General features: G+C 54.2%; 14 protein-coding genes and 3 pseudogenes. 8 read left to right on the top strand and 9 right to left on the bottom strand.

The genetic code is table 11. The features are described 5' to 3' along the window. Nucleotides 1-128: 128 nt before the first annotated feature. The gene (locus tag ACA066_RS16850) at nt 129-533 is read right to left on the bottom strand and encodes a TraR/DksA family transcriptional regulator (protein ID WP_007907888.1); all 405 of its coding nucleotides are present in this window, start codon (nt 531-533) and stop codon (nt 129-131) included. 403 nt (nt 534-936) lie between these two features. On the opposite strand from ACA066_RS16850, the pseudogene ACA066_RS16855 reads away from it, so the two are divergent. Then, a pseudogene (locus tag ACA066_RS16855) lies at nt 937-1,182 on the top strand (glutathione S-transferase N-terminal domain-containing protein); the annotation flags it as partial. An 842-nt stretch (nt 1,183-2,024) separates the two neighbouring features. On the opposite strand, the gene ACA066_RS16860 reads toward ACA066_RS16855, so the two are convergent. Further along, complete coding sequence (locus tag ACA066_RS16860; RefSeq protein ID WP_497695830.1) at nt 2,025-2,486, bottom strand: hypothetical protein; 462 nt, start codon at nt 2,484-2,486, stop codon at nt 2,025-2,027. A gap of 88 nt (nt 2,487-2,574) precedes the next feature. Here ACA066_RS16860 and ACA066_RS16865 point away from each other — a divergent pair, with 88 nt between their 5' ends. The 6 genes from ACA066_RS16865 to ACA066_RS16890 all read left to right on the top strand — a co-directional run bounded on the left by ACA066_RS16865 (nt 2,575) and on the right by ACA066_RS16890 (nt 15,777). Next, nucleotides 2,575-2,847, top strand: a complete 273-nt coding sequence (locus ACA066_RS16865; protein ID WP_102615965.1) for a helix-turn-helix domain-containing protein — start codon at nt 2,575-2,577, stop codon at nt 2,845-2,847. 82 nt (nt 2,848-2,929) lie between these two features. After that, on the top strand, nt 2,930-3,523 hold the full coding sequence (locus ACA066_RS16870) for a hypothetical protein (protein ID WP_497695831.1): 594 nt from the start codon (nt 2,930-2,932) through the stop codon (nt 3,521-3,523). A gap of 902 nt (nt 3,524-4,425) precedes the next feature. Beyond that, a complete protein-coding gene (locus ACA066_RS16875) occupies nt 4,426-6,564 on the top strand; it encodes an ATP-dependent nuclease (protein ID WP_497695832.1) in 2,139 nt (712 codons plus the stop codon). Beyond that, nucleotides 6,564-8,348, top strand: a complete 1,785-nt coding sequence (locus ACA066_RS16880) for a UvrD-helicase domain-containing protein (RefSeq protein ID WP_497695833.1) — start codon at nt 6,564-6,566, stop codon at nt 8,346-8,348. The genes ACA066_RS16875 and ACA066_RS16880 overlap by 1 nt, the downstream gene beginning before the upstream one ends. Nucleotides 8,349-9,347: 999 nt before the next feature. Further along, nucleotides 9,348-14,216 (top strand): AAA domain-containing protein, encoded by a 4,869-nt coding sequence (locus ACA066_RS16885; protein ID WP_497695834.1) that lies wholly within the window; start codon nt 9,348-9,350, stop codon nt 14,214-14,216. Beyond that, the gene (locus ACA066_RS16890) at nt 14,209-15,777 is read left to right on the top strand and encodes a hypothetical protein (protein ID WP_497695835.1); all 1,569 of its coding nucleotides are present in this window, start codon (nt 14,209-14,211) and stop codon (nt 15,775-15,777) included. The genes ACA066_RS16885 and ACA066_RS16890 overlap by 8 nt, the downstream gene beginning before the upstream one ends. A 666-nt stretch (nt 15,778-16,443) precedes the next feature. On the opposite strand, the gene ACA066_RS16895 is transcribed toward ACA066_RS16890, so the two are convergent. Then, on the bottom strand, nt 16,444-17,256 hold the full coding sequence (locus ACA066_RS16895) for an inositol monophosphatase family protein (RefSeq protein WP_497695836.1): 813 nt from the start codon (nt 17,254-17,256) through the stop codon (nt 16,444-16,446). Nucleotides 17,257-17,977: 721 nt separating this feature from the next. On the opposite strand from ACA066_RS16895, the pseudogene ACA066_RS16900 reads away from it, so the two are divergent. Further along, a pseudogene (locus ACA066_RS16900) lies at nt 17,978-18,169 on the top strand (IS5/IS1182 family transposase); the annotation flags it as partial. Nucleotides 18,170-18,221: 52 nt separating this feature from the next. On the opposite strand, the gene ACA066_RS16905 reads toward ACA066_RS16900, so the two are convergent. The 6 genes and pseudogenes from ACA066_RS16905 to ACA066_RS16930 form a co-directional block, all read right to left on the bottom strand. Beyond that, entirely contained in the window at nt 18,222-18,803 is a 582-nt protein-coding gene (locus ACA066_RS16905) for a TetR/AcrR family transcriptional regulator (protein WP_497695837.1), read from the bottom strand. Between the two features lie 523 nt (nt 18,804-19,326). Next, complete coding sequence (locus tag ACA066_RS16910; protein WP_497695838.1) at nt 19,327-20,148, bottom strand: SDR family oxidoreductase; 822 nt, start codon at nt 20,146-20,148, stop codon at nt 19,327-19,329. Beyond that, nucleotides 20,145-20,963: an enoyl-CoA hydratase/isomerase family protein gene (locus tag ACA066_RS16915; protein WP_497695839.1), complete on the bottom strand. Its 819-nt coding sequence runs from the start codon at nt 20,961-20,963 to the stop codon at nt 20,145-20,147. Before ACA066_RS16915 ends, ACA066_RS16910 begins: the two co-directional genes overlap by 4 nt. 234 nt (nt 20,964-21,197) lie before the next feature. Continuing rightward, nucleotides 21,198-21,880 (bottom strand): annotated as a pseudogene (locus ACA066_RS16920) (enoyl-CoA hydratase/isomerase family protein). A 114-nt stretch (nt 21,881-21,994) separates the two neighbouring features. After that, complete coding sequence (locus ACA066_RS16925) at nt 21,995-23,578, bottom strand: AMP-binding protein (protein WP_497695840.1); 1,584 nt, start codon at nt 23,576-23,578, stop codon at nt 21,995-21,997. Nucleotides 23,579-23,654: 76 nt separating this feature from the next. Further along, nucleotides 23,655-25,280: an AMP-binding protein gene (locus ACA066_RS16930; protein WP_497695841.1), complete on the bottom strand. Its 1,626-nt coding sequence runs from the start codon at nt 25,278-25,280 to the stop codon at nt 23,655-23,657. Nucleotides 25,281-25,444 lie beyond the last annotated feature (164 nt).

Here is a 25,444-nt window from a genome sequence, read left to right on the forward strand (position 1 = left end):
CATTAGTAGTGTGCCTTGCAGCAGATCAATAGATGTGCCCGAGGTTTTTCGCAGACGAAAAAAAGCATCGCGGGCCAGCCTAGCTCCTTCAGGAGTGAGGCTGGCCCGCGATGCGGGGCGCTACGAAATCAGGCCTGACGCTGGTGCTTGTCGATCTGTTCGTGACGCTCTTGAGCTTCGATGCAGTACTTGGTGGTCGGGCTGATCAGCAGGCGTTTCAGGCCAATGGCCTCGCCGCTGTCGTCGCACCAACCGAAGCTGTCTTCCTTGATGCGCTCCAGCGCCTGTTCCAACTGAGGCAGCATGCGCTGGTCGCGATCGATCGCGTTCACCAGCCAGGTGCGCTCTTCTTCGACAGACGCCGCGTCAGCCGGATCGGCCGGGGTGTCCAGGCTCTCGATGGCGATGCGGTTCTGCTCGATGCGCTCGTGGGTTTCGACTTTCATGTTCTGCAACAGCTCAGAGAAAAAAGCATGTTGCTCGGCATTCATGTAGTCATCCGCCGGCATGGCCAGCAACTTGTCCTTTGTCATTGATATCTCTATAAAAAAACGTGCATTAAGGCGAATTAGGGAGCGTTCCGGCGGACCTGGTCTGGCCATCGGAACGGCGCCGTTTATTCCAAGCGCCACCCGGCACTCAATTTACGAGGGGCGGCAGTCTAAGGCCGACTTGAGGCCCCAGCAACTGAAAAGTCAGCGAATTTGTCCGACAAAGCCCTGAAAGTGCTCTATGGCAGCCTTTAAGGGGGTTATCGGAGTGCGTTTATAGCAAGAAATTCAATCGAGCGGCTGTATATAGAAGACAAACGGCTGCGACAGAACGGGTTATCGACCGCATTTGCAGGTTGATGAGCCGCAGGTGCAACACGTTTGCAGCACGTGGAACCTCGGCTAAGGTTATCCATCCCGAAACGACCATCTGAGGAGCGGTGCAATGAAACTGATCGGCATGTTGGATTCGCCTTATGTACGGCGGGTCGCCATTACTGCCAAACGCTTGGGCATCGACCTCGATCACCAATCGGTTTCGGTGTTTCGGCATTTCGAGCAGTTCCAGCAGATCAACCCGGTGGTCAAGGCGCCGACGCTGGTACTGGATGACGGCGAGGTGTTGATCGACTCGACGCTGATCATCGATTACCTCGAGGCGCTGGCGGCGCCCGGTAAAAGCCTGATGCCCCCATTTGTCACGATGCATTGACACGTTGTCACGATGTCCTGACATGAAAACTCTTTAGCGTATCAATCAGTGCAAAAAAAAAGAAAAACCACCCAATCCAACAAACCAAGGTGGTCTTTCCGCATATCCGAGAGGCTCAAGGTCGCTCCAGTCGCGCCATGCGTGAAGTGAAACAACAAGACTTGATTTCGGAACGCAAGAGGTCGCCCACCGTAAGGAGATGGAGCAATCGCGGGCCAAGGTCGCCAAGCTCAGGTGCATGAATGAAGTGCTTTTGGACAAGAACCGTGTACTCAAGGCTAAGTTAATCGACCGTAAGGTAGTGGACCTGACTTCAAGGAAGCCGCAGGGATAGCTGGATTTCGCAAGCTGCGCAATTGCATCCATCTGCCGAGCCATCATCATTGATCGCCGACGATTTTATCCGGTTTAACGGAAGACGGACGCAACGCGACTGGCAGAGAGACGGACACTTCCGGTCAGATAAAAATGCTCGCTCGTAGGCAAAATCTTTGTGAGCTTGGCATGTAGGTTGGAGGACGCTCCCTGGAGATCCTATGAGCTGTTTAGAGTTGTTGAAGCTGTAACTGAAAAAGTGCTTTCGGCAGGGAGGCAGCTATCCACGGAGTGGAATCGTCCTGATGGACCAAGAGGATATGGGGATATTCATATCCATACTGTTTTCCCCAACGCCCTGCACACCCTACCTTTCGTCGCCTCAGACACCCTCGAGACAAATTATGAATTTTTGCATAATTGTGCATAAAGCTAGTTTTATAGAAACTTTAGCCGCAAAAAACGAGTGAACAGACAACAAAATCTAATTTCACCTTGTAATTACACTATTTTGACGTGTCACAAAACTGAGAGCCTAGACACATGGATGAATCAAAAATCAGGTCATAGCCATCAGACCGAGCCGGATCCAGAGTTGGATCGCCTACTAGGTAGCACTTACCACTGTCGACCTCGTAAAGAATGCCATTCTTACTTTTTTGGAACAGTCGTTCAGCTTTCACTAGTGGTTCCATCAGTAGCCGCCCGCTGTTGTTGACCTCACTAGCGCTAACTAGCTGAACGTTGACTACTGCCAGGTGCTCAGACTGTCGGGCAATCAAAGACCGCAAAGCGAATTCACCGCTAATCATGAGATTGAAACGACGCCATCTTGTGCGTTCACGCTCCTCCATCTGGACGTGAAACCAAACCCCGCCGACGTCGTATTCGACATATGTCCAAACGCGAAAATCATCCTCGAAAAAAGGTACTGAAATGGCCTCAGCCCAGTCATAAGTGCGGAACACGGTGCACCTCCTTCGCCATAATATCGCTATCGAGTATAGTCCTTTCCGTGCTTGACCGGCTTCATCGTTCCTTTTGTGAGTTGTACAAATGGAACGGAAGATCGCGTTTGGGTTAGCGCTAAGAAAAAGTCGACTGCGCATGGGGTTGTCGCAGGAGACGCTAGCCCCCAGCCAAGCGTATGTAAGCGAGGTTGAGAATGGGAAGAAAAGTCCTTCAATCGAAAAGGTTGAAGATCTCGCGAAGGCCTTAGGCATCCATCCAATTACTCTTTTGGCAAAAAGTTACTTATTGGAGGGGGAAGATGTATCCGCGCTTTTGAAGCGTGTTGAGCTGGAGCTCAATGACCTCGCTTCTTGCTGACCTAAGGTTGCCCTGTCCACGACTAATTATGTACTAAGGCTGACCCACCGGGCTTTTTCACACATACGCAAGGATGCGAGCAATGCCTGCTCTCAAGAAAAATCTATCGAAAAGCCTCATAGCCGTAATCGCCACAGTTGGCGGCGCCTGCCTTGAAGCCACTACCGACATAATCAAGAAAAACTTCGAGTCAACGTTGATCAGCGTACGAAATAGCTTTGAGGATCGACTCTCGCCCCTTCCAGAGAACGCGTTGATCGGGCTAAGTTTGAACTTCTACATGCCTTCGGCCCTAGGCAGTGAAACCAGCGCTGAAGGCGTCTCAGCCTCCATCCCAGGAAGAAGCTGTCGCAAGTCTGGTGGACACAACATCGTTCGTGTATTTGACGAGTCAGCAAACGGTCATCGCACGAACGCCGTAATGATCATTCATTGCAGTCCCTCGGGGCGTGTTTCGGTAAGCCTTGCTCCACAAAGCGGCCAGATCGTTCCCATTTATGAAGCCCACTTCAAGGACGGTGAGAAAGCTGGCTTTCCGGGAGTACCCGGCAGTTATTACGCCGGCGTTCTGACAATACATCGCCTTGATGCAGTAGAGCCAAAGGGCCCTTGGGTACCGGTCAATAAATGTCAGGTAGACAACAGCTGTAACTCTGAAGATTTTTCGATCAACTAAGGCCCTGTGTACCCGCTACTACCCTAGGCATATACACAAAGCCCCATTCTATAAGGTATAGAATGGGGCTTCAGGTATGTGGGATTTAACCTAGGCCATCGGAGACCAACGTGTCAGAAACCTCTCTCACCTTCAAATGCCTAGGCCACACCACGCGAGAGGACGGCTTGATTGGGCGCTACCACCTGAAGGTGACCGATACCCGGAGTGGCAGTACCGCTACAATCTCTGTAGAGCCAAGGCACCTTGCCTCCGCCCGAAGCATGAAAAGGATCCTTCTAGATCGGTGCATGTTCTACACGGCAACACGCGCATCGCACGACAAGATGCTACTCAACATTCTTGATCCGCAGTCTGGAGAAACTCAAGATTAGCCTGGCCTGCCGGGCTTTTTCGAGCATCGTCAGTTTTCTTTTCGCAAGTACCATCATCGAATCAAAGGACCTTTGTGGTGCTTAACCAGAATCACCTGACCATGGAAGTGAACTGAGCGTTGGAGTGTTCTGCAGATGACTTCAGTGCGTATATAAATGTGCGAGTTGCAGTAGTCAGCGTTCTGGCTTTATGGCCGCCCAATGTTATCCATGAGGCTCTGATTAAGCTTCTCCCGTGGGCGAGGAGATTTCTTCAGAAAAAGGAAGAACACTCGCAGGGCTAGGCGAGTCGGTGGAAATCTTCATATCCGCCAGCCCTGACGAATACGATGACGTCACGCTGGAGCACGTTTTGGTCTGCGCCCCAATGCTTGCAATCATGTGATAAAGCTATTGCGGATCAGCGCATTCGCTGCGACTACTGCTGGCCGCCTGCAAGCGGTTTCTGTGGGAATATCATGCACCCTCACGCTACCATCGCTCACAAACGGACAAGGCTGTTTATGAGCGTTGGCGCTCTGGAGAATTATGCACATTTCCAAAATGACTTTGGTCAACTACCGAAACTTCAGCAATACAACGCTGAAGTTTCAGCGGGGCGTCAACACCATCATCGGCGAGAATGGCTCAGGCAAGTCCAATATCCTACGTGCAATCCGTCTACTACTGGATGACACCATGGTGCGTGCCGCCTATCGACTGGAGGAGTCGGACTTCTGCCGATCGCTCGGTGAATGGCGAGGTCATTGGATCATCATCAGTGTTGAGTTCGAAGATATCAGCGCCGACGAAGCTGTGCAGGCGCTATTCCTTCATGGCACGGCTGCGCTCGAAGACGGACCGCTGGCGAAGGCCACCTATAACCTCATCTTCCGTCCGAAAAAGGAGATCCGGCTCAAGCTGGCTGCACTCGATGTTTTTGATGATGAGGGGCTTAAGAAAATACGCAATACCATCACGATTGACGACTACGAAACTATGTTCACAGGAAGAAGCAGCGCCGATTTCAGCGACCCTTCCGTCTACCAATCGATCGTGGGCGATTTCGATACGTGTATTTTCAGTGCGGAGACTGAATTTCCTAAAATTGGGGCTAAAGTCCCCGGATTTCTCTCGGTTACGAAAGAAGTGTCACTGACCTTCATCCAGGCCCTCCGGGATGTCGTGGCCGAGTTTCATAACAACCGAACGAACCCGTTGTTTGCGCTTCTCAAGAGCAAGAGTGGCGAGATCGATCCAGTGTCGATGCTTCCTATAACCGAGATGGTCAGGGACCTGAATGCCTCCATCGAAGGCCTCGAAGACGTGCAGTCGGTTCGTAACCACATCCGGGAAACGATCAAGGATGCGGCCGGAGAAACCTACTCGCCTGCTTCGCTTTCGATTAAATCTGACCTACCAGACGAAGCGGAAAAATTATTTCAGTCGCTGCGCCTCTTTGTAGGCGAGGCCGATGATGGGTATGAGGGGGGTATCCATGAGCTGAGCTTGGGCGGAGCAAACCTCATTTATCTGACTCTGAAGCTTCTAGAGTTCAAGTATCAGCGCGAGAAGCTTGCCATTGCCAATTTTCTGCTGATCGAGGAGCCCGAAGCGCACATCCACACCCATATCCAGAAGACCTTGTTCGACCGTATTTCCTACAGCGACGCTCAGGTCATCTACACGACACATTCGACCCACATCTCTGAAGTGAGCAATGTGAGCAACGTCAACATTCTTGGAAGGCAAGGCCCATATTGCGAGGCCTATCAGCCCGCTACGGGGCTTGAGCCATCCGAAGTGAGAAGTATCCAGCGATACTTGGACGCTGTGCGTAGCAATCTGCTCTTTGCTAAAAGTGTGGTGCTCGTTGAAGGCGATGCAGAGGAGATAATGATCCCCATCTTGGTAAAGAAGACGCTTGGGCTGAGCGTTGATGAGTTGGGTATTAGCGTCATTAACATACGCAGCACGGGATTCAAAAACGTTGCCGTCCTTTTTAATGACCTCCGAATCCGCAAGCGCTGCGCGATAGTCACTGACCTTGACACTACCTTCTTCGATGTAGCGCCGCAGCCCACGGACACTGAAGCTCTTGCCAATAGGAAGCGCAAGGCAATAGGTTCGCAAAAGGCTGGGGGCGAACGTAAGGTCGACCTCGACGCCTTTATTGCCGGAAATCCTTGGCTCTCCGTCTTCTATGCACCACGCACTTTTGAAGTTGAACTCGTATTAGCGGGCAACCGGGAGGCGTTTGTCCAAACTGTGAGCAGTGTCTATAAAGCGCCGCTGACCATCACCGAAGCAGTGAACGACCTACGATCAATCCAACCCCATCTCGTAGGTTTTCGGGCGTTACTAATGGCTGAGTATGCGGGGAAAGGCTGGTTTGCGATCATGCTCGCCGAAGAACTGGATCATCAGGTAGCGGTCCCTCCCTACATCCTGCAGGCCATCCACTTTGCACATGGGCACATATCGCCCCCGCTGCTCGCCAGAATTCTACAGTATCGCGTTGCCCTCCAAATCGAAGCCGATCCTTCAGCTCAGCCACAACTAGCGCTGTTTGGGGTTGAGCTTGACCGGTATCAACGCGGGGATATCGATCTGGTGGGACTCAAAGCTGCGGTAGCCCTGGCGTTGCCGAACGACGCCATTGGTTCGTTCATGGCGGGCATTGCCTGATGTTCGCTTGGGATCCCCGTGAGTTGAACGCCGAGCAGTCAGCCGCAGTGGAGGAACCTTCGAGCGTATTCCTCATCGCATGCCCTGGTAGCGGAAAGACACGGACGTTGACCTATAAGATTGCTTATGAGCTTTCGCGGGGCATGGACAAGCGGATTGTCGTGGCGATTACTTATACGCACCGCGCAGCAGATGAAATCCAGGAACGCATAGAAGATCTCGGTGTTGATACGTCAAAGCTGTGGATCGGGACCATCCACTCATTTTGCCTCGAGTGGATTATTAAGCCATATGGCATCTACCTTCCAGAGCTTTCCCGCGGCTATCGGGTCCTAGACAAGCACGACCGCGAACTCATGCTCGATCGGCTATGCGCGCCCTACGCAAAGATCACCCACTGGGATTGCGATTACTACTTCAGCGAAACGGGCTATCACCTAGGCTGCAAAGATGTTTGGAAGCATGAGACGCTCCATAAAATTCTAGGCGAGTATTTTCGCGAACTCGCAGAAGCGCGTCAGATCGATTTCGAGCTGATCCTTTGGTATGCGCAGATCCTAATGCGTGATCAAAAGCATATTGCATCGATTCTCGCTTCGGTCTTCTCATATGTCCTGGTAGACGAGTATCAGGACACGAAGCAAATTCAGTATGGCCTTCTTACCGCTATTTTGCGTGCCGGAGCAGGGCGAACGAAAACCTTCATCGTCGGCGATCCGAACCAAGCTATCTACGGCTCGCTCGGTGGCTACGCAATTCCGGTGGCTGATTTTCGTGCCCAGGCTGGCATCCCGATAAGAGAAATGGCGCTTACCCGAAATTACCGTTCGAGCAAGAGGATCATTTCCCACTTCTCGAATTTCAACGTTTATCCGACATCAATTGAGAGCGCGGGAGCGAATGCGTCGTTTCCGAGCAAGGTTTCGTACAACCAGCACGTAACACTCCCCAATTTGCATGACGAACTCGTACGACTGATCCAGGCAAGCCTTGCTGCAGGGCATCCTCCTGAGGAGATCTGCGTGCTCGCCCCATGGTGGATTTTATTGGCATCGACGACGCGTCAATTAGTAAGGATGCTTCCGGATCAGCAATTTGACGGCCCTGGTCTAGTCCCCTTTAGCAACGATATAGACAATTTCTGGTTCAAAGTTTCGAAAATCATTCTGACTGAGTCATCGCCTAAGATGCTTGTCCGTCGCATGCGATGGGCCAAGGATGTGATCAGCGACCTGGGTGATTTTGGCATTGATACATCCCGTCTGACGCAGCGGCTCCTATTGAGGGAATGCAACTCAATTTCAATCTCCGAGACGGATGGGATTGCCTATCTTGACCAAGCCTTCGCCGCGCTGCTTAAACGACTCGGCGTAGCCCTGAATAGCTTCCCCGCATTGGTGGAGCACCGCGATGCGTTCTTTCGCAGCTCACAATCTCGGATCGACAGGCTCCTAAAGGACGGAGCCCCGTACATCAACGACATCTCTTTCTTCAGGAAGGTATTTCGCGAGCGGACTGGTATCACCGTTTCGACGATCCACGGTGTAAAAGGTGCCGAGTACGATGTGGTCATCGCGTTCGGCCTTCTTCAGGGGATGGTGCCTCATTTCACTGAGGCCGCAAGCTTGGATGCCGCGAACAAGCTCCTCTACGTCGTAGGTTCCCGTGCTCGCAAGAATCTACATCTGATTTCTGAGAGCGGGCGCCCACAAGGCCGCTATGGGCACTATGCAGCTACAGAGGTACTGTTCTCATGTGCCTTTGACTACAACGCAGCCGAGTAGCATCCCGCCTGAGTTTCGCCATCGGAAGTACGCCTCGTCCGGGCACATTATTGTAAGCGAACGGCAAACACGCCTACCGAACTCCAGAATTAAGGTAAGCGAACGGTAAACACGTCTACCGATCTCCCAAAATTAAGGGCGATGGTTGTCCGCCTATTTTTGTGGCCCAACTTCGTGGACGTTGACTGACTGCTTCTGGCCGAAATCGGAGGTCAGTATGGTTAGAATCGGTGGCGCCCTTTATCGTTCAGGACACAGAATTCGATGAACAGACTTTCAACGCTCATCGCGGAAGCTCGGTCAGGGCTTTCCATCCAGGAGCGGATCCCACATGAAAAATGGGCAGCGATTGCATTGCAATGAGGGGCCGCGGAAATTGCAGAGATCGAGAGGCGCATCGTATCCCTCAAAGCCGAGTTGGAAACGATCGAAGCGTGGGATGGCGACACGGTGGATGACATGAACATCGCCATCAACCATTTTTCTCAGCTACTGAGAATGGCTGCTGGTGCGCCCTGATCATTCACGGGCCCGGCTCAAGAGTCAGATCTGTCTGTGCGGGATCAGAAGCAGTCGGGCATGGCTGACTGCTCAGCCAATTGCTGCCTGTGCGCAAGGCAACAGTCGACCGAGGCTGTGTAAAAACGTTTTCGAGCAGATTTGGCGGTCTGAGTCGGAACAAAAATCGCGCTCCTACGTAAAATTCTGGTCTGCGGACTAACCAAACATTGGCAAATTTTAAGTAGCAACGCAGATTTCAAAACGGAGCATGCGTTTTTACACAGCCTCGGCCGAAAGTGGCCTTTCGCGACTGGCGAAAAACGACTCAATGCAGCCAGCCGCCCGGCACGTGAGGATTTACAGACTGCGTAAAGGAGCAGTTAGACTGTCCGCGGATCGTTTAAGCATTTCCGAGAGCGTGATGGCACAATTCGAGAGTCGGCCGAGCCGTCCAGGGTAGATGGCTGGCGAATAAATCAGGATAGGGAGGTCTCAACTTTGCGTATCAACTATCTCAGCCCCCGGGGTGTTCTGGAGGTCGAGCATGCCGCGTTGCGCGAGCTCGAAGCGAAGCTACCCCGCGAATGGGGTGCCTACGCAGCATTTCGGTTGGTAACGCGAGGCTCCAAACAGCCGCTGGATATTGATCTGCTGCTATTGACGACCAATAGAATCCTGGTGGTTGAGTTGAAGAACTGGTCCGGTGACATTACGTATTCGTCCGGTCAGTGGTTTCATCGCGGGGCTCCCATGCCATCGCCTGTCGATACAACAGACAACAAAGCTCGCGCTTTGAAGCAGCTCATTCAGGAGAAGATCCCCTCCCTGAAGGTACCCTTCATTGAGTCGCTCGTAGTGCTGTGTCATCCAAAGTGCCGGTTGATTAGCTTTCCGGATGAGCAACGCCGCTTCGTCACAACGCTCCCCGAGTTCGTGCATGCGGCTTCCGACGGGACACGCTACAAGACGCGCTTCCCCGACATTCCCCCGAAATGGAACTATCGGTCCGCAGACCCCTTGCCCCACCGGCAGCAGTACAACGCCATTTTTTCCACTTCCAACCCGTCGGTGCTCAAACGTCGCACCGTACTGCATGGCTTTGAGCAGATTGAGGACCAGGCGGACTACGTACATCCGCGCAATATCTGGTCGGAGTTCCTGGCCGAGCACCAGGAGAGCCGAAGCTCAAAAGCGCTGCTGCGAAAGTGGAATTTCGAAGAGCTTGCCGCCGGCGGTACGTCCACCGTCGAGCGACAGACAATCGGCCTTCGCGAGCTACGCTTGAACGAGGCGCTGCGCATCCAAGCACCCGGGCTTCATGAGGACCTGCTAGAACCGATCGGCTCCGCGACGGCAGACGACATCACTACCAACTTCGTCGAGGCGTACCGACTTCCCAAGGGTATTGAACGTCTCTCCGAGCACTTAGACCGCAACAGCAACAAGAGCGAGCAAGACCGACGCTTACTTGCAAAAAGCATCCTGGCACGTTTCTCGAAACTACACGCACTGGGAATTGCTCATCGTGACATAACCAAACGCACGCTGTGGGTGCTCGAACCGTCCCGTGTGATCCTGTCTACATTCGCTGCCGCGCGCATCCCCCAAGCACAGACCGTAGGTGTTCATCGCCTGGAGCTAGAAACCGGATCTATCGAATTGCCGGAAGATGAAGGCGTCGCTGCGCAGGCTCGCTCAGCCGATCCCTTTGCTCGCGACGTATTCCTTTTGGGGGTACTGGTCTACGAGATGCTGGAGGGCCACGAATTGGAGCGTCTCAATGATGTGCCAGTCTACGACGACACAACCACGCTCGGCGTCCCAGCGCTGGCCCCCTGGTACGCCAAGGCTATGGACCTGGATCCTAAAACGCGCTACCGCAACGCTTCCGAGGCGCTCGACGCGTTGAACGCCTATTTGGCCGTCGATGCAGGGCCGGACGTCTGCGTCGAAGACTTTGAAGGTTACAAGACTGACGCCAGTCCTATGACACTCACGGTCAAGCAAATGATCTCGTCTACGCCCACCAAGATGGTTTACGAGTCGGAGCAGAACGGTGAGCGCGTACTAGTGAAGTGCTGGCCACAGCTCAAATACGACCAGAAGTATTTAGCGCGCAATCTACGTGTGCTCGCCTTCCTCCAGCAAGCTAGGTCTATGCGGCAGTCAGGGTTCGATGCCGCCCCTGAAGTCTTGGATTTTGGCTTGAGCATGTTTGGCCTGATGCTGGTCACGCGATGGGCTGAAGGTCAGACGCTAACCGAGTGGCTGGCAAGCAACCCAGAGGGGCGGCACCGTGCGCTCGTCGCGCACGCCGTGCTCAATGCCGTGCAGCGTCTCCACGTCTTGGGACTGTCCCACGGCGATGTGAAAGCGGATAACATCATCGTATCGCAGACGGCGGAGGCACAGCTGCCGCAAGTCGTATTGGTGGACATCCCAGACCTAAGCGCCGATGGAGACGAAGGAGTAACGGTTGGTACTGTGCCTCCGGCTCTGGAGAGCGCATCCCCGCTTCACCGTGACGCGTTTGCAGTGTGCACGCTTGTACGGACTCTTTTGCCTGAGGATTTCGCGGGCACGCGAAGCGACGTGAATCGGGCCATTGAGCTGGTGGATACACTGCCGCCGCTGGACCTGCTGGCCGAAACGCTGCAGGACGAGCTTTACCCAAAACAGCGCTCAATATCGACGTTCAAGGCAACTCTAAAGCGCCGCGGCCGTAGTGGTTCTTCGTCTTTGGACCTGGTCTCTAACAATGGCGAGTACTCGGTGCGTGCGACCCGGCATGCCGAGACTGGACACGTTCGATTCAACATCGTCGGGGTACGGCAAGAACTCTACATCAAGTATGACCCGAAAGAGGACGCTGTGCTTGACTCCGCAGTTAAGGACGTCGACCACATCGATTTCGTCAGCGCCCACCGCCGCAAGACCTTCTCTCTGAACGGAGAGATTCACGTCATCTTTGCGGAGGAGGCCGACGTCGCCGCGCTCGCCGGTTTGCTGTACGAGCTTTACAGCGCGAATGTCCCGGATGATTTGGAAGGCAATGAAGCGGTCGTGGCACTCGGTGCCGACCCCTACGCCCGCCAGCCCGGTGGCGCGCCCTCGCAAAGAGTATCTGCAACAGAACTCTGGACCGCGCTGTCCGACACCGATGAGATGAACGTCACGAAAATTACGGTGCGGCACGGGACGAAGCAATTCTCGCCGGATAGCGAGGAGTGGGTCATCCCCTTCGACTGCGAGGCAGGCGTACTCGATTTCTCGGAGGGCGAAAGCATCGAACTGATGGAGCGCGGCGTGGATGCTATCGACGGCAGCGACCGATGGTTTACTGTCGGCTGGGTCTCTCCTGACCTAGGACGCGACGTGATGCGGGTGCGTGCCAGAAACATGCGCTTCTCGCCGAAGACGGGAGACGTCCTGCACGTCCGCGGCACCTTCGAAAAGGCGGCGTCTGAGCGGCGGGTCGCAGCGATGAAGCGGGTGCTCGCGGGCGGAGGCCTCATCCCTTCGCTTGTTGACTACTTCGATCCGGACACCGAACGAATGCCGAAGCGCCACGTCGCGATTGACCTAGGTGACCTCAGCAACTACGACCTGAACTCCTCCCAGGAAGAGGCGTTGCGGACCGCTCTTTCCTATGGCCCGGTTTCACTGCTGCAGGGGCCGCCAGGAACAGGGAAGACCAAATTCATTGCGTCGTTTGTTCACCTGCTGCTGTCGCGAGGGCTGGCTCATAACATCTTGCTGGTCAGCCAATCGCATGAGGCCGTGAACAATGCCATGGACAAGGTGGCTGGTTCGCTACGTGCGTCGAGCATGGATGTGCCCATGGTGCGCGTCGGCCTTCAATCAATGGTATCGCCCGGACTCCGTAACGTCCAAGAGGATTCGCTACGTCAGCGCTACCGCGAGAGTTTTGACGCGGAAATCACGGATCGTGTGCGAGCGGCGGGCGTGGCTATGGGGCTTCCAGAAGGCTACGTGCGCTCCGCAGCGAAGCTTCACATAACACTGGGCCCGATGCTCCAAAGCATTGACCGCCTCATACGCACGATAAACGAGGCCGATGGTAAGGATCCCTCGGCTAAGGAGCATCTGCGGCGGCTCAGGCGGGTGTTCGTCGAGGTCGCGGAGCGCCAGTTCGGCATCCATGCATCGGCCGGCAATGACGCAGCCAACCTACGTGATTTAATGGGCCAGAAACTTGAATCGTTGGCTCATCAGCACGGTTCTCCGAGCCCGGCTAAATGCGCTCGACTGGAGCAGATCGCTCGCCTATCGACGGAGTTTTCCCAGGTGCTACGTAGCCCACGCTCCAACTACACAGCTTTCCTCGCGCGCAGCTCCAGCATTGTGGCAGGCACCTGCGTAGGCGTTGGCAAGCAGGTGCTGGGCATCACGGAAGTTCCCTACGACTGGGTCATCGTCGACGAGGCCGCACGGGCATCGCCGATGGAACTCGTTGTCGCGATGCAAGCGGGAAAGCGCGTGTTACTGGTGGGCGATCACCTACAACTGCCGCCGTCGTACCCCCGCGCCGTTGAGGACCAAGCGTCGGCCCTATTGGGAATGCCGCGCAAGGACTTCCGGCGGATGAACAATTTCCAACGCGCGTTCTCATCGAATTACGGCCAGTCGGTGGGAAGAACATTACGCGTGCAGTACCGTATGGCGGAGCACATCAACCGACTCGTATCGCACTGCTTCTACGCAGATGCACTTGAGGTCGGACGTGCGCCTCCAGGAGCAGAGTACGAGAAGCTGCCCGCATTCCTCTCCTCGCAGGTTGTGTGGGTCGACACCCAAGATCAGGGCCGCGAGGCCTTCCACCGTTCGGCTGGTACCCACGAAGGTGCGCTCGTGAACGAGCAAGAAGCCGTGGCCGTCGTGGAAGTGGTTCGAGCAATCCTAACCTCAGCTGGATTTTTGGAACAGGTCCAGGCGCAGGAAGGTGACCATGAGCCCATCATCGGAGTCATAGCCATGTACTCCGATCAGCGCGACATGATCCGAGATAAGCTCGAGCAAGCTGAATGGGCGTCCGGGCTTCGTCATTGCTTCTCAGTTGGTACTGTGGACAGCTACCAAGGCAAGGAGAACCGCATCATCGTGCTCTCGGTTGTACGCAACGACACCAGCGAGAACGTTGGCTTTTTGAGCGATCCAGAGCGCATCAACGTTGCCATGTCTCGATCAAAGGACCGGCTGGTGATCGTCACTTCCTCGGCCATGTGGCGTTCTCGGACGGGAACGCCGATGAAAAGCGTGCTCGACGAAGTCGAACGCCTCGCGGAGAAAAAACTGGCCATGTTCGTGCCATCCAAGGAACTGAAGCGGAGCCTGTCCAATGCGTGAGCGTTTCAATACCGTCGCAGTAGCGATTCCGGCGCAGCTTTTCAACGTGCGCTGTCATGTCTCCATCGACCGCCAGGTTCCCGTCATGACGGACTTCGCGGTGCGCTTACTACACCTGAGCGGTCCTCTGGAGGTCGGCGCGCTGCGGGAATATTTCGGCCTCTCCGCGAGCGAGGTACGGAATCTGCTTGAACTCCTGCGAGAAGAAGGTCTCGTCGGCGAGACCAACGGCCGCATCTCGCTAACCTCCTATGCTGAGTCGCGCTTCGCGGGATCATCAGACGGAATGCCACGCTTCACAAGGATCGCTGAGCGGCAAAGCCGCCCCGTCTTCGAGCTATTGAGTTACACGCCACTGCCCAAGGCGCTATCGAGTAGCTACTGGGACAACGCCTTGGAGTTGAACTGGAACACGGACGACCCCGCAGCAGGCAAGACAATTGATAGGGCAGAGGCGGCGTTTCACAAGCATTTCCTCGATATCGAACGCTTCGAACAGGAAGATGAAAACAGGCGAGCTTACGCTTGTTACAAGGTGGACGAGATCCGCGCTGGACGCCCGTTCAGCGTCCCCCTTCCCGTCCACTTCGAAGTAGACGTCGAGGGCAACGTCGCGTTTGAGATCGACACGCAGCTCGAACTTCTGCCTGAGTCACTACGCTCGCAGGTGCGGACCCTAACATCCGACCGGATCGCCGCCCTCTCAACCCGGACCAACCACCTGCGCACCTTCATCGAACTCTTCGACGATGAGCTGCTCTCGCGGTATTTGCTGACGGAGCCGGCCAGCGGGGAGAGGACCGCATTGATCAAGCCCGACGGGCGGATCGGCCTGCGCAAAGACCAGGTGATCGACTTCGGGCGGTATGTACGCGATGTGCATGGCCAGGCGAACGGCGAAGTGTACGATGCCGGCAATAGCCAGGCGCTTCTCGGCGCCCCCTATATGCCCAAATGCCAGTCACGTCTTTTGAATGGACTGAGTAAGGCGCTCGCGGCATTCAAGCGGACAACGAACATCGAGCGTCCAGCGGCCATCTTCTGGGCGATCCCGGACTCCGATCTATGGGGGCGCACCAGCCTGGTTCGCGACCTTATCAACGGCATCCAGGCCGCGCTCAAGGAGAGCTTGGGTACAACGCTGGAAATCGTCGCCATTGCGCCCTGCCGCCAAGACGAGAACAGGGATCGCCTCGTCAAGCGAGCACGCCATCTGCTCGACGCAGGTTTCAGTCGCGTATTTCTAGGTCCATACCAACTTAAGCAGGAATGTTTCGAAATTTTATTGATCCCTGGCATATTCGGCGCGGCGACGTACCAATGGGTAGTGCCAAGCGCAGACCGGTACAACGTGCCCTTGGGGTTTGTGAGCCAGTCCGATGCAAAGCTGCAGAAGATGGTGGAGTTTACTCGGGCTGTCCTGAGGTCGTCACTCTATGGCTCAGGTCGGAGAAACGGCAGCACTCCTGAAGGGCGCGGGTTCTGGTTCAACGACGCAGACGTGAGCGATTTCTCTTTCCTTGATCGCTATGTCACCGCCCCACGAGCTCCTGCTGACTAATTTACTGGCAAGGCTGCATCCGTTTGAGCATGTTGTCCATTGAAGGCCGAGCGGCCACTACTATTTCAGTTAGACGCCGGCGGCTTCAACTTCGCTCCTAATGTGCCTGATCAGTCTCAGGAAGGTGTGTCCCCCGCCATTCTCGTATGGATTCCTTGCCTAGCTAGCCCGGCCGATCTGCGAAACAGCTGATGCTCCAACACCGGCTATTGACCGGTGGATGTCGAATGGCAGCAATCGGCCGAGGCTGTGTAAAAACGTTTTCGAGCAGATTTGGCGGTCTGAGTTGGAACAAAAATCGCGCTCCTACGTAAAATTCTGGTCTGCGGACTAACCAAACATTGGCAAATTTTAAGTAGCAACGCAGATTTCAAAACGGAGCATGCGTTTTTACACAGCCTCGGCCAATAGCAGTCGTTCAGGACAGCATACATGGGGGAATTTTCGCTCTGGAAATGAAAGGTGAATGAGATATCTTGTCGAGCGGGATCCGCTCAACATTCCAAGGCAGCCAATGCTCAGTTCACTCATATCCAATGGTCAGCCACGAACGCCTGATCAAGTGGAGTGCAATTTCACACACAATGGACCGTCGAAGCGTTGATGACACTACACAGGGTATGCAGGTTGTACTCGGAACACGCCGCCGCGCTTTCGTAAGGAATGTTATCGAAGCACTCGCTCCCATTCACGAGTTGTTAATTTGTGACACGCTGACGGTGATCCGCCGAAGCAGCGTTTCGATACAGTCGCCATTTCGGCTTCTGTCGTGTAACGGATACAGACTCCGTTTTCGTCCAGCAACACCCCTCCTGCACCTCTCAATAGCGCATGCCCAGCTACGACGTCATGAGCTGAGACAGGATAGAGCGAGACTCCACATACAGCATCGCCGACGGCGACTCTTGCTAGTCTGTATGCAATTGACGGCATTGCATGAAAACACGCCGGTGCGCACAGCTCACGATTGAGCTCCGGTTTATTCACCGCCGCGGCGCTGACCATTACTGTGCTGCCTTTCGAGAGCGTTTTATCAGTAAGACTTACGCTTACTGGTTGGCCGTTGCGAATCAAGTGTGAAACACCTTCCGCCCAACCGATGCAATCAGGAAGCCCCTCAGGAGTGACAGGAGCATACACGACCCCGAGTACTGGGATAGTTTTATGCAGCAGACCCACCGACAGAGCAGACCCCTTCAGCCCCTTCAAGAAATCACTTGTGCCGTCGTTTGGGTCTACAACCCAACACCAGGCATGCCCCGTGAGCAAGTGCCCCGTCTCTTCACCCCAAAAATCGCACCCAAGTAGGTTGAGAAGTTCGGACCTCAAAATATCTTCGATTTCTACGTCAACTAAGGCCTTGTCGCCCTGGCCGCGGGGTCCATCCGCACGATTCCACTCATTCGAGAGCAAAACGCCTGTGCGTTCAACGATCTGGGTGACTTGAGCGAGGAGATTTGAAAGATTTTGACTAGCCATAACGCTCCGAAAAAATGACGGCTGCCGATGAGTTCCTCAAACGCAGCCGATACATTATAGGTCGTGGGCACACGGGGCTTCATCCAAGAGATTTCTTATCAAACAGTTAGTTGCATGCCATTTGACCAGGCGATTGCATTCGATCTGACCAGTGTATTGGACATCACCGGTCGCAAACGCTTTTGACGCGCCCACCGCCAGCTTCAACCCCTCACTTGGCGAAAGGCTCAGCGCCTGCGGCTTTTGACCTTGCGCATAGACTCACCCTTGAGCTGAATGACATGAGATTACCTTGAGTACCAAATACGTTGAGCTGCTGAAGAATCTGAAGCCGCATTGGGGAAATGCGGCTGATGGCCATTCCTGTTCGATTACGGTTAGAAGCTCAACTGGTCAAGTACCATGCAAACAGCTGGTCAGGTCCTATGCAAACAGTTGGTCAAGTCAGTGCAATTACCCACGGTACTTGGCACTGCGCAGCCAGGCTGCCTCCAATCTGGAGTTTTGTACGTTGCTTTGCACAGATGTGATCGTCCCCAAACCGTGAGATTGGGTTGTTTGATCAGATTCGGATTGGCCCCGCCAGCTTGCGGTTGGAGCGAACCAAGTCTCAGGGTTGATTTCCGTCAGTTGTGACAGGCAAAAGTTGGCCAATAGCCGTAAGTAAAGAAATATTGTCTTTATGGCTATTTTCAGCATTTAAAGGAAATATTTCTTTTCCTTAACCGGGCGGTTGATGCCCGATTTCAAGACCATCGCCAACTTCCGAAAAGACAATAGCAAAGCCGTCCGAGGCGTCTGCCGCGAGTTCGTGGTGCTCTATCAGCAGTTGGGGTTATTCGGCAAAAAACTGGTCGCCATCGACGGCTGCAAATTCAAGGCAGTCAACAAGCGCGAACGTAATTTCACCAGCGATCTGAGTAAGTAGCATTAGAAGGTCTATTACAGCCAACCCGGTAACGACTTCACCCCAGATGCGCCTTCAACTCGTCAGCGACTGACTTGAGAATTTCTCGGGATAGTTTTTCGTCGTTCACTGCCCGCGCCATCGACACGGCGCCAACCAACGCAGACAACAGGGTGATGGCCTTTACCCGACGCGATTTCTGCTTGTCGCTCGAGATCAGTTTTGTGAGTACTTCCAGGTAAATGTCGACTTGCTGGGTGTAAGCAGAACGAGTCCGGTCGTTACAGCGCGCCACGTCGCCCGCCAACGTCGCGACGCCACAGCTTGTAGCCAAACCATCACGGTGTACGGCACTAAGATAGCCATCCACCACCGCGGCCAACAAAGCACGTTTGTCCAGCTTGCTGTTAGAAATAGCAACAACAGCTTGGCTCCCATCTAGCAAAGCGTGCTCGACTGCTTCAGCCACCAGTTCCTCGCGAGAGACAAAGTGCCGGTAAAAACCACCGTGAGTCAGACCAGCGTCCTTCATTAGGTCCGCGACACCTATGCCAGCCACACCAGCTTCGCGAAAGCGGGCAGCGGCCACCCGCACAATGCGATCATGGCTCTCCGCTTTTTCTGCCTTTGAATTACCCATCCGAAAACATCCTCGATCTCTGCGCCTGACAAAGAGGATTATACCCATCATCGCTACAAAACCAGACAATCATCCTTGAGGACTAATCAGACCTTTCTAGATCGTGAAAACGACAGAACCTCTTGCTTATAGACCCGTGTAAGTCTCGGCAATCCCCTTTTGCTCCGCTCGCGATCAGAGCCTTCACGACACGCGCTGCTTCACGGCTAATGTGCGCAGGGACTTCAGGTCGAGACTAATACAGTCCACTTTGGAAATGCCATTTACATCCGCCTCCTCCAGCTGACGCTTCACGACCCCGAAAAACTGTGTTGAGCCGGTGGAGAGATCGACGAAAAAGCTTCAGCCTGCTCAGAGGCAACTTGTGTCGTAAATACGGGGCACGATGTCCAACGCTCAAATATCTCTGCGTCTTACAGGTGCCCCGCGGCAGCAACTTCGAAGACGTGGGCAAAGCCCCACGAAAGAATCGACTTAGGTAGGTAGGCGTGCACTACCCCTAAGCTACAAGAGTTCGAGCCTCTCAGCTGCCAATGACTACACTGACCCCGCCGTCTACAGCCAGCCATTGGCCCGTGATGTGCTTCCCTGCGTCGCTCGCGTAGAGCAGCGCCAAGCCTTTAAGGTCTTCATCGTCCCCTAGGCGCCCTAATGGGGCTTGCGCGGCCATCTTCTCTTCGCCCAGTGATTTGATGAGACCGGCGGCCATCTTAGTCATGAAAAATCCAGGACAAATAGCATTAACATTGATGTGATATTTCCCCCATTCGGCAGCCAGTGTTTGCGTTAGTCCGAGTACCGCTGTTTTCGAGGTGTTATACGCCAGCGTCTTGATCGCGGGGGCATTACCATTAAGACCTGCAACCGATGCAATGTTGATGATGCGCCCTCCCCGATTAGGAATCATCCAGCGCTTAGCTACCTGTTGCGACAGTATGAAATAGCTACGCACATTGAGATTCATCACTTTATCCCAGCTATCGACCGGGTGGTCTTCGGCCGGTGCACTGAAGCCAACTCCAGCATTGTTCACCAGGATATCAATGGCCCCCAACTGATTGAGCGTTTCATCAGCAAGATGGCGGGCCTCGTCTTCATTCGCGCAATCTGCGGCGATCCAATGGGCGTCGATGCCAGCGGCACGTAGTTCGGCGGCGGCTTGCGTGAGGTCCTCAGCTTTGCGTGAGCTCAGCATGATCGTCGCGCCGGCTTCGCCAAGGGCGTGCGCCATCTGCAGCCCCAAGCCACGCGAACCGCCCGTGACGAGTGCGGTCTTGCCGCTGAGATCAAAGAGTTTTTGGACGGTGCGCGCGGTCAGATTATTTCCTGAATTAATGTTGTTCATAGTTTCACGTCACCCAGGTGGTGGCCCATGCGCATCTCGAAATCAAGGCCAAGCCCAACTGCGAGCTCGCGAATTTTCACGCCCCGAACCCGAGTAGAAGGCCAGGTCGTCGCTTTGAGAAAGACGTCTTGAGTTTCGAGCAAATCTTGCGGCGTAGGCAGGCTATTGCGATTGATGAGACGTTTGGCTTCGCTCAGCGCCTGACCGTCGAAGGACGCAATTCGCCTTGCAAGCTTGTCGACGAAGTCGTCCAATTCAGCATCAGGTAGAGCACGATTGACCCAGCCGTATCGCTCTGCCGTCACCGCGTCGAAATCCTCCCCCCCAAGAATTATCTCGAGCGCCCGGGCACGCCCAGCCAGCGCCGGTAGACGCTCGATCGCTCCGCCACCCGGCAACACGCCGGCGGGCACTTCAGGCTGTCCAAAGACAGCTTTCTCGATACTGGCGAATCGCATGTCACAAGCGAGCGACAACTCGCTGCCACCACCGCGATTACGCCCCCTGATCATCGCGATGCTGACGACCGCAGCTTGGGTCAGCCTCGTCGTCAGGTCGATCCAGGTCGGCAGCCCTGTTGGGCCTGCCTCGACCGGAGTTTCAGCGGCCCGGGAAAGGTCGTAACGTCCGAAGAAAAAGTCTGGGTGTGCGCTGTCGAAGACGACGACTCGCAGGTCCTTGTCGGACTCGATCAGTCCGACGAATTCCTGTAACTCCAGAATCGTCTCCGGATTGACCAAGTTGATCGGTGGGTTGCTGAACGTGGCGCGCCAGTAGCTAGGGCTAAGCTTTGTGATTGTGAGTTGTGTAGCCATTAGCATGAGTCCTTAGAAAGGGGTTTGCGAATGACAGCGCTAGCAAGAAGACAAGGCATTGGTTCGCGCCGCCAATGAGGATGACGATCATCATCCTTATGCAGATTTAATCGCTCCAACCCTGCTTGTCAAGCATCACAGATCACAGCGGCACGCCCGGAGGTCGTTTCCGAAGTAACTGAATTGCTTTTTCATTCCTTGCATCTGCCGGGGAGGTTTAACTGAAGTGAGATGCTACTTGAGGACAATGGACACGTTGCTAGGGTCGATATCGGTCGCAATGAGTTCCTGTTCCATTCTGTAGAACGGATCATGGAGGATGGAAGCCGCGTACGCACTCGTCGGACCATTAGCCAATCGCATGGCATAGGCGTGGGCCTTAACTTCCACATCAACATCAGGCACTACCTGGTTGATGAGCCCCCACTCCAGCATCGTCTTCGCATCGTAAATGCCGCCCGAAAACACCATTTCTTTAGCACGGGCCAAACCGATGCGTGCAATCAGACGCTGAGCGCCGCCCAAAAGTGTTGTTGTGCCGATGACTGCTTCAACCTGACCGAATGAGCGGACTCGCCAGCAAAGACAATGTCATTAATTTGCATGATCTCGCAGCCACCGCCCAGGCACATTCCTCGCACAGCGGCCACTGTCGGGAATGGGAGGTTTTCAAATCGCTGCATTTCCGGGATAGATCTATGCAATATGCGCCGAGCAGAACTGGAGTCCTGGCCGAGGAAGCATTCGGTCACATGGGCACCTGCACTGAAATGATCCCCCTCGGTCAGCGTCAGCAGTGCTCGCGCTTTGTGATCAATGGCTTGATCCACTACATCCATCAACTCGTGAAAAGTTTCGAACGTCAGTAGGTTCTTGGGGTCACCGCTAAAGGTAGCAATTGCCAGTGGACCATCCATTACGAACTTTACAGCAATGGTTTCTCTCCATTCTGATTTTCGCCGGCGAGCCGACTTGCGAATACTGTCCACTGGACTGTCCGTTCATCTGAAATCAAATCGAGGATTGGAACGCTAGTCGTCCCGGCGAGGCGAGTGTCCCCAGAACTGCTCACGTACGGCCCACCTAAGCACCCTTCCATTCGGACAACGCGGCAGGGTTTGGACGAAGTCAACCGAAACGGGAACCTTGATTGCAGAAAGTCTCTCTTGCGCATAACTGATCAAGTCTATTGGTTGAAGCGCAGCGCCTGATCTAAGTATGGCTACGGCTTTAATCGACTCGCCTGAGTGCACATCAGGTACGCCGAAAACCGCTACCTCAGAAATTGCAGGGTGTGAATAAAGAACGGTTTCGATCTCGGCAGGGTTCACGGTCACACCGTTTAATAGAATCGTGTCACGCTCAGGGTTGTGAATAAACAGATGCCCCTGTGCGTCCATAAATCCGACATCACCAGTACGTAGCCAGCCGTCCTGATTGTTAGGCTGGATTTCCTCGCATTCATCCCTGCAACCCTTTTCAGCTGGGGAAGTGCGATAAATTATTTCTCCCAATTGGTCGGTTGCTAAAGGTCTTCCCTTCTCGTCGACAATGCGAACCTCCACCCCAGCAATCGGGCGTCCACAAGAACGCGCAAGATCGAGATTCCCGACGGCAATTGCCCGATGGTCATCTTGGTCTAGATAGCTGATAGGCCTACAGGTTTCGGTTAGCCCATAGAGCTTGCTAAACGCAATATCAGTAAAGGTAAAAAGAGCTGAAAGGAGCAAAACCGTTGGCATCGGTACGGCCACATACAGCACGTTGCGTAACGTGTCGCAGTTCCCGGCACCAGTTCGGATACCGGCGAGCAATTCAGGAATCATCACCGGCATCATGAGAGTTCTGTTTACGCGCTCGCGGTCGATCAGGGCCACGATTTCAGACGTAATGATTTCGGGTCCGATAACCAGTTGAGCGCCTTGCGCCAGTGCCACCAATCCATAGACTGAGCCGCCAACATGAGCATTGGACAGGCAAATCAGGACGACTTCGCGATCACCCTTGCCTGCAATTAGGCTCCCCGCTGGCCAGCTCAAAGCCGTCATCTGATGAAAGATGCCTCTGTGAGATAGCTGGACCCGATGGAACGCCTCATAGGCACACCCTGTATCGTATGTACTTCCTGTGTATAGCAGCAGCGCAATCCCGGCCTCACTAATAGTAAGCTCAGGCTCCCGCCAAGACTGCTCATCCCGCCATTGCGTGTAGGGCGCTCCCGTTTCCAGGATGAAATCGAGGAAATACAGCTCCAGACCCAGCCGGTCGATCTGTGGGATGTAAGCTGAGCCGACAAAAAGCGCACAAGGCTTGCAGTCGTTCAAAATCTGCAGGAGGTCCTCTGTGCTCAACGACGGATTCAAGGGGACAACCACAGCATTTGCCCGAGCAGCCCCAATACAGATCTCGTAAAAGTGATAGCTATTTTGGTCCAGTACCGCAATCCTCTCCTTGTTGCAGATTCCCGCAGCCAGAAGTCCATTGGCAACCTGGTTTGCTCTCCGATTCAATTCAGCAAAGCTGGTACGTCGCTCCTGGAATACCAGTGCCGTTCGATGAGGTGTTAGTTTTGCTTGGGTTCGAGCGAGATCGGCAATGGTCAACACATCCATCATGTTTATCTCCAAGCGCGTGACGAGGTGCAACCGAGGGCAGTCCTTTGCCAGGTGTTATGCGGTTGTACTGACGAGGCTAGCGTCGTAGATCCTTGCGGAGAATTTTCCCGACTGCAGACTTTGGCAATGCGTCGGTAAACGTTATGTGCCGAGGAACTTTGTAGGCCGTAAGCCGCTCACGGCAATGCGCTTTTATTTGCTCCGGCGTAACACTTGTCGTCCGAGGAACGACGAATAGATGTGGCACTTCGCCCGAACGAGAGTCGGGTACGCCTATGCAGGCGCACTCCACTACTTCAGGGTGTGAAGCTACGACATCCTCGATTTCATTCGGATATACGTTGAAACCCGAAACCAGGATCATGTCTTTCTTACGGTCGACGATCCGCATGAAACCATCATCATCCATGGTGACGACGTCACCAGTCTTGAACCAACCATCAGGTGTAAAGGCCTTACTTGTCTCTTCAGGACTGCGCCAATAACCGGCGAATAGTTGGGGACCTTTGATAAGCAATTCTCCCGGGGAATGAAGCGGTACGGGCTCTCCCTCATCATCGACGATACATACATCGGTCGAAGGCATTGGGGTGCCGATGCTTCCATTTTTGCCAGGAGGATTGAACATCACACAAGGGGACGTTTCCGTAAGCCCGTAAGCCTCGGTAATCGGCGGGCCGCCCGCTGCAATCCAACGCGTCACCACTGCCTGTTGCACGGATGCGCCGGCACCTATGATGAAACTGGTCTGGGAAAAGTCGACGCCCCGAAGGTCTGGGTTATCCACCAGACTATTGAACAGCGTATTGACCCCCATAAACATGTTGAACGGTTCACGCCGAAGCTCGTCAAGTACGGAAACCGAGTCTCGTGGATTCTGGATTAGCCGAAGCTTATCGCCGCTCGCTATTGACCGCAGAGCCACTGCCAATGGGTAGACATGGTAAAGGGGTAACGGCAATACAATCGATTGCTGAGCACCGTCTGCGGGGGGAGTCAGCCACAGAAGAATCAGCTTCAAGCTCACACCGATACTTTTGTGAGTCAGCATCGCGCCTTTTGAAACACCCGTAGTGCCGCCGGTGTATTGAAGAAATGCGATGTCGTTCCGATTCACCCATAGATTGCCAAGGTGGGCTTTTCCGTTGCCCTCAATGACAGAGCTAAAATCGGTGATTCGATGTGACGATAGTGATCGACGCGAAGCCTCTCCCTCACGTGTACCGGTCTTTCCCATCAGCGCAGTTATCGAGACAGTCAGCACGTGTTCAACAGCCGTGCTATCCGCTATTTCCTCGAAGGTCGGTACGAACTGCTCCGCGATGATAAGACACTTGGCACCCGAGTCGCGAAGCTGATGCTCCAGCTCCCTAGGTGTGTAAAGCGGATTGACATTGACGACAGTCAACCCGGCCTGGAGTACACCGGTTAGCGCAACGAGATAAGCCAAGCAATTTGGCATCATCAAAGCGACCCGGTCTCCCGTCTCTAGCTCAAGCTGGCGAAGATTACCTGCGAGATTTTTCGACAGCACTTCAAGTTGGCCATAGCTCAACGTTTCGTCAAGGCAAGTGGCCGCGATACGGTCGGAATAGAGCCTGAAACTTCGTTCGATTGTATCGACCAGAGTACCGATGTCCTCCAGGTCAATCTCGTGAGGAAAATCAGTGGGATAGTTTTGATGCCAGAACCGCTGTTGCATTGGTGACTCCCGCATTCATTTTGCTGTTGTTTTGTGGTCAGGAGACGCTTATTCCATTCCATATCAACGTCAATCGCCAATATCAAACGGTCGTTTAGTAAACGAACGTTATGCTACGCTCTCCGGTGTGTCAAACTAGATTTCAGAGCTACAAACTGCTGTGC

The organism is Pseudomonas sp. LBUM1651, from assembly GCF_059716135.1.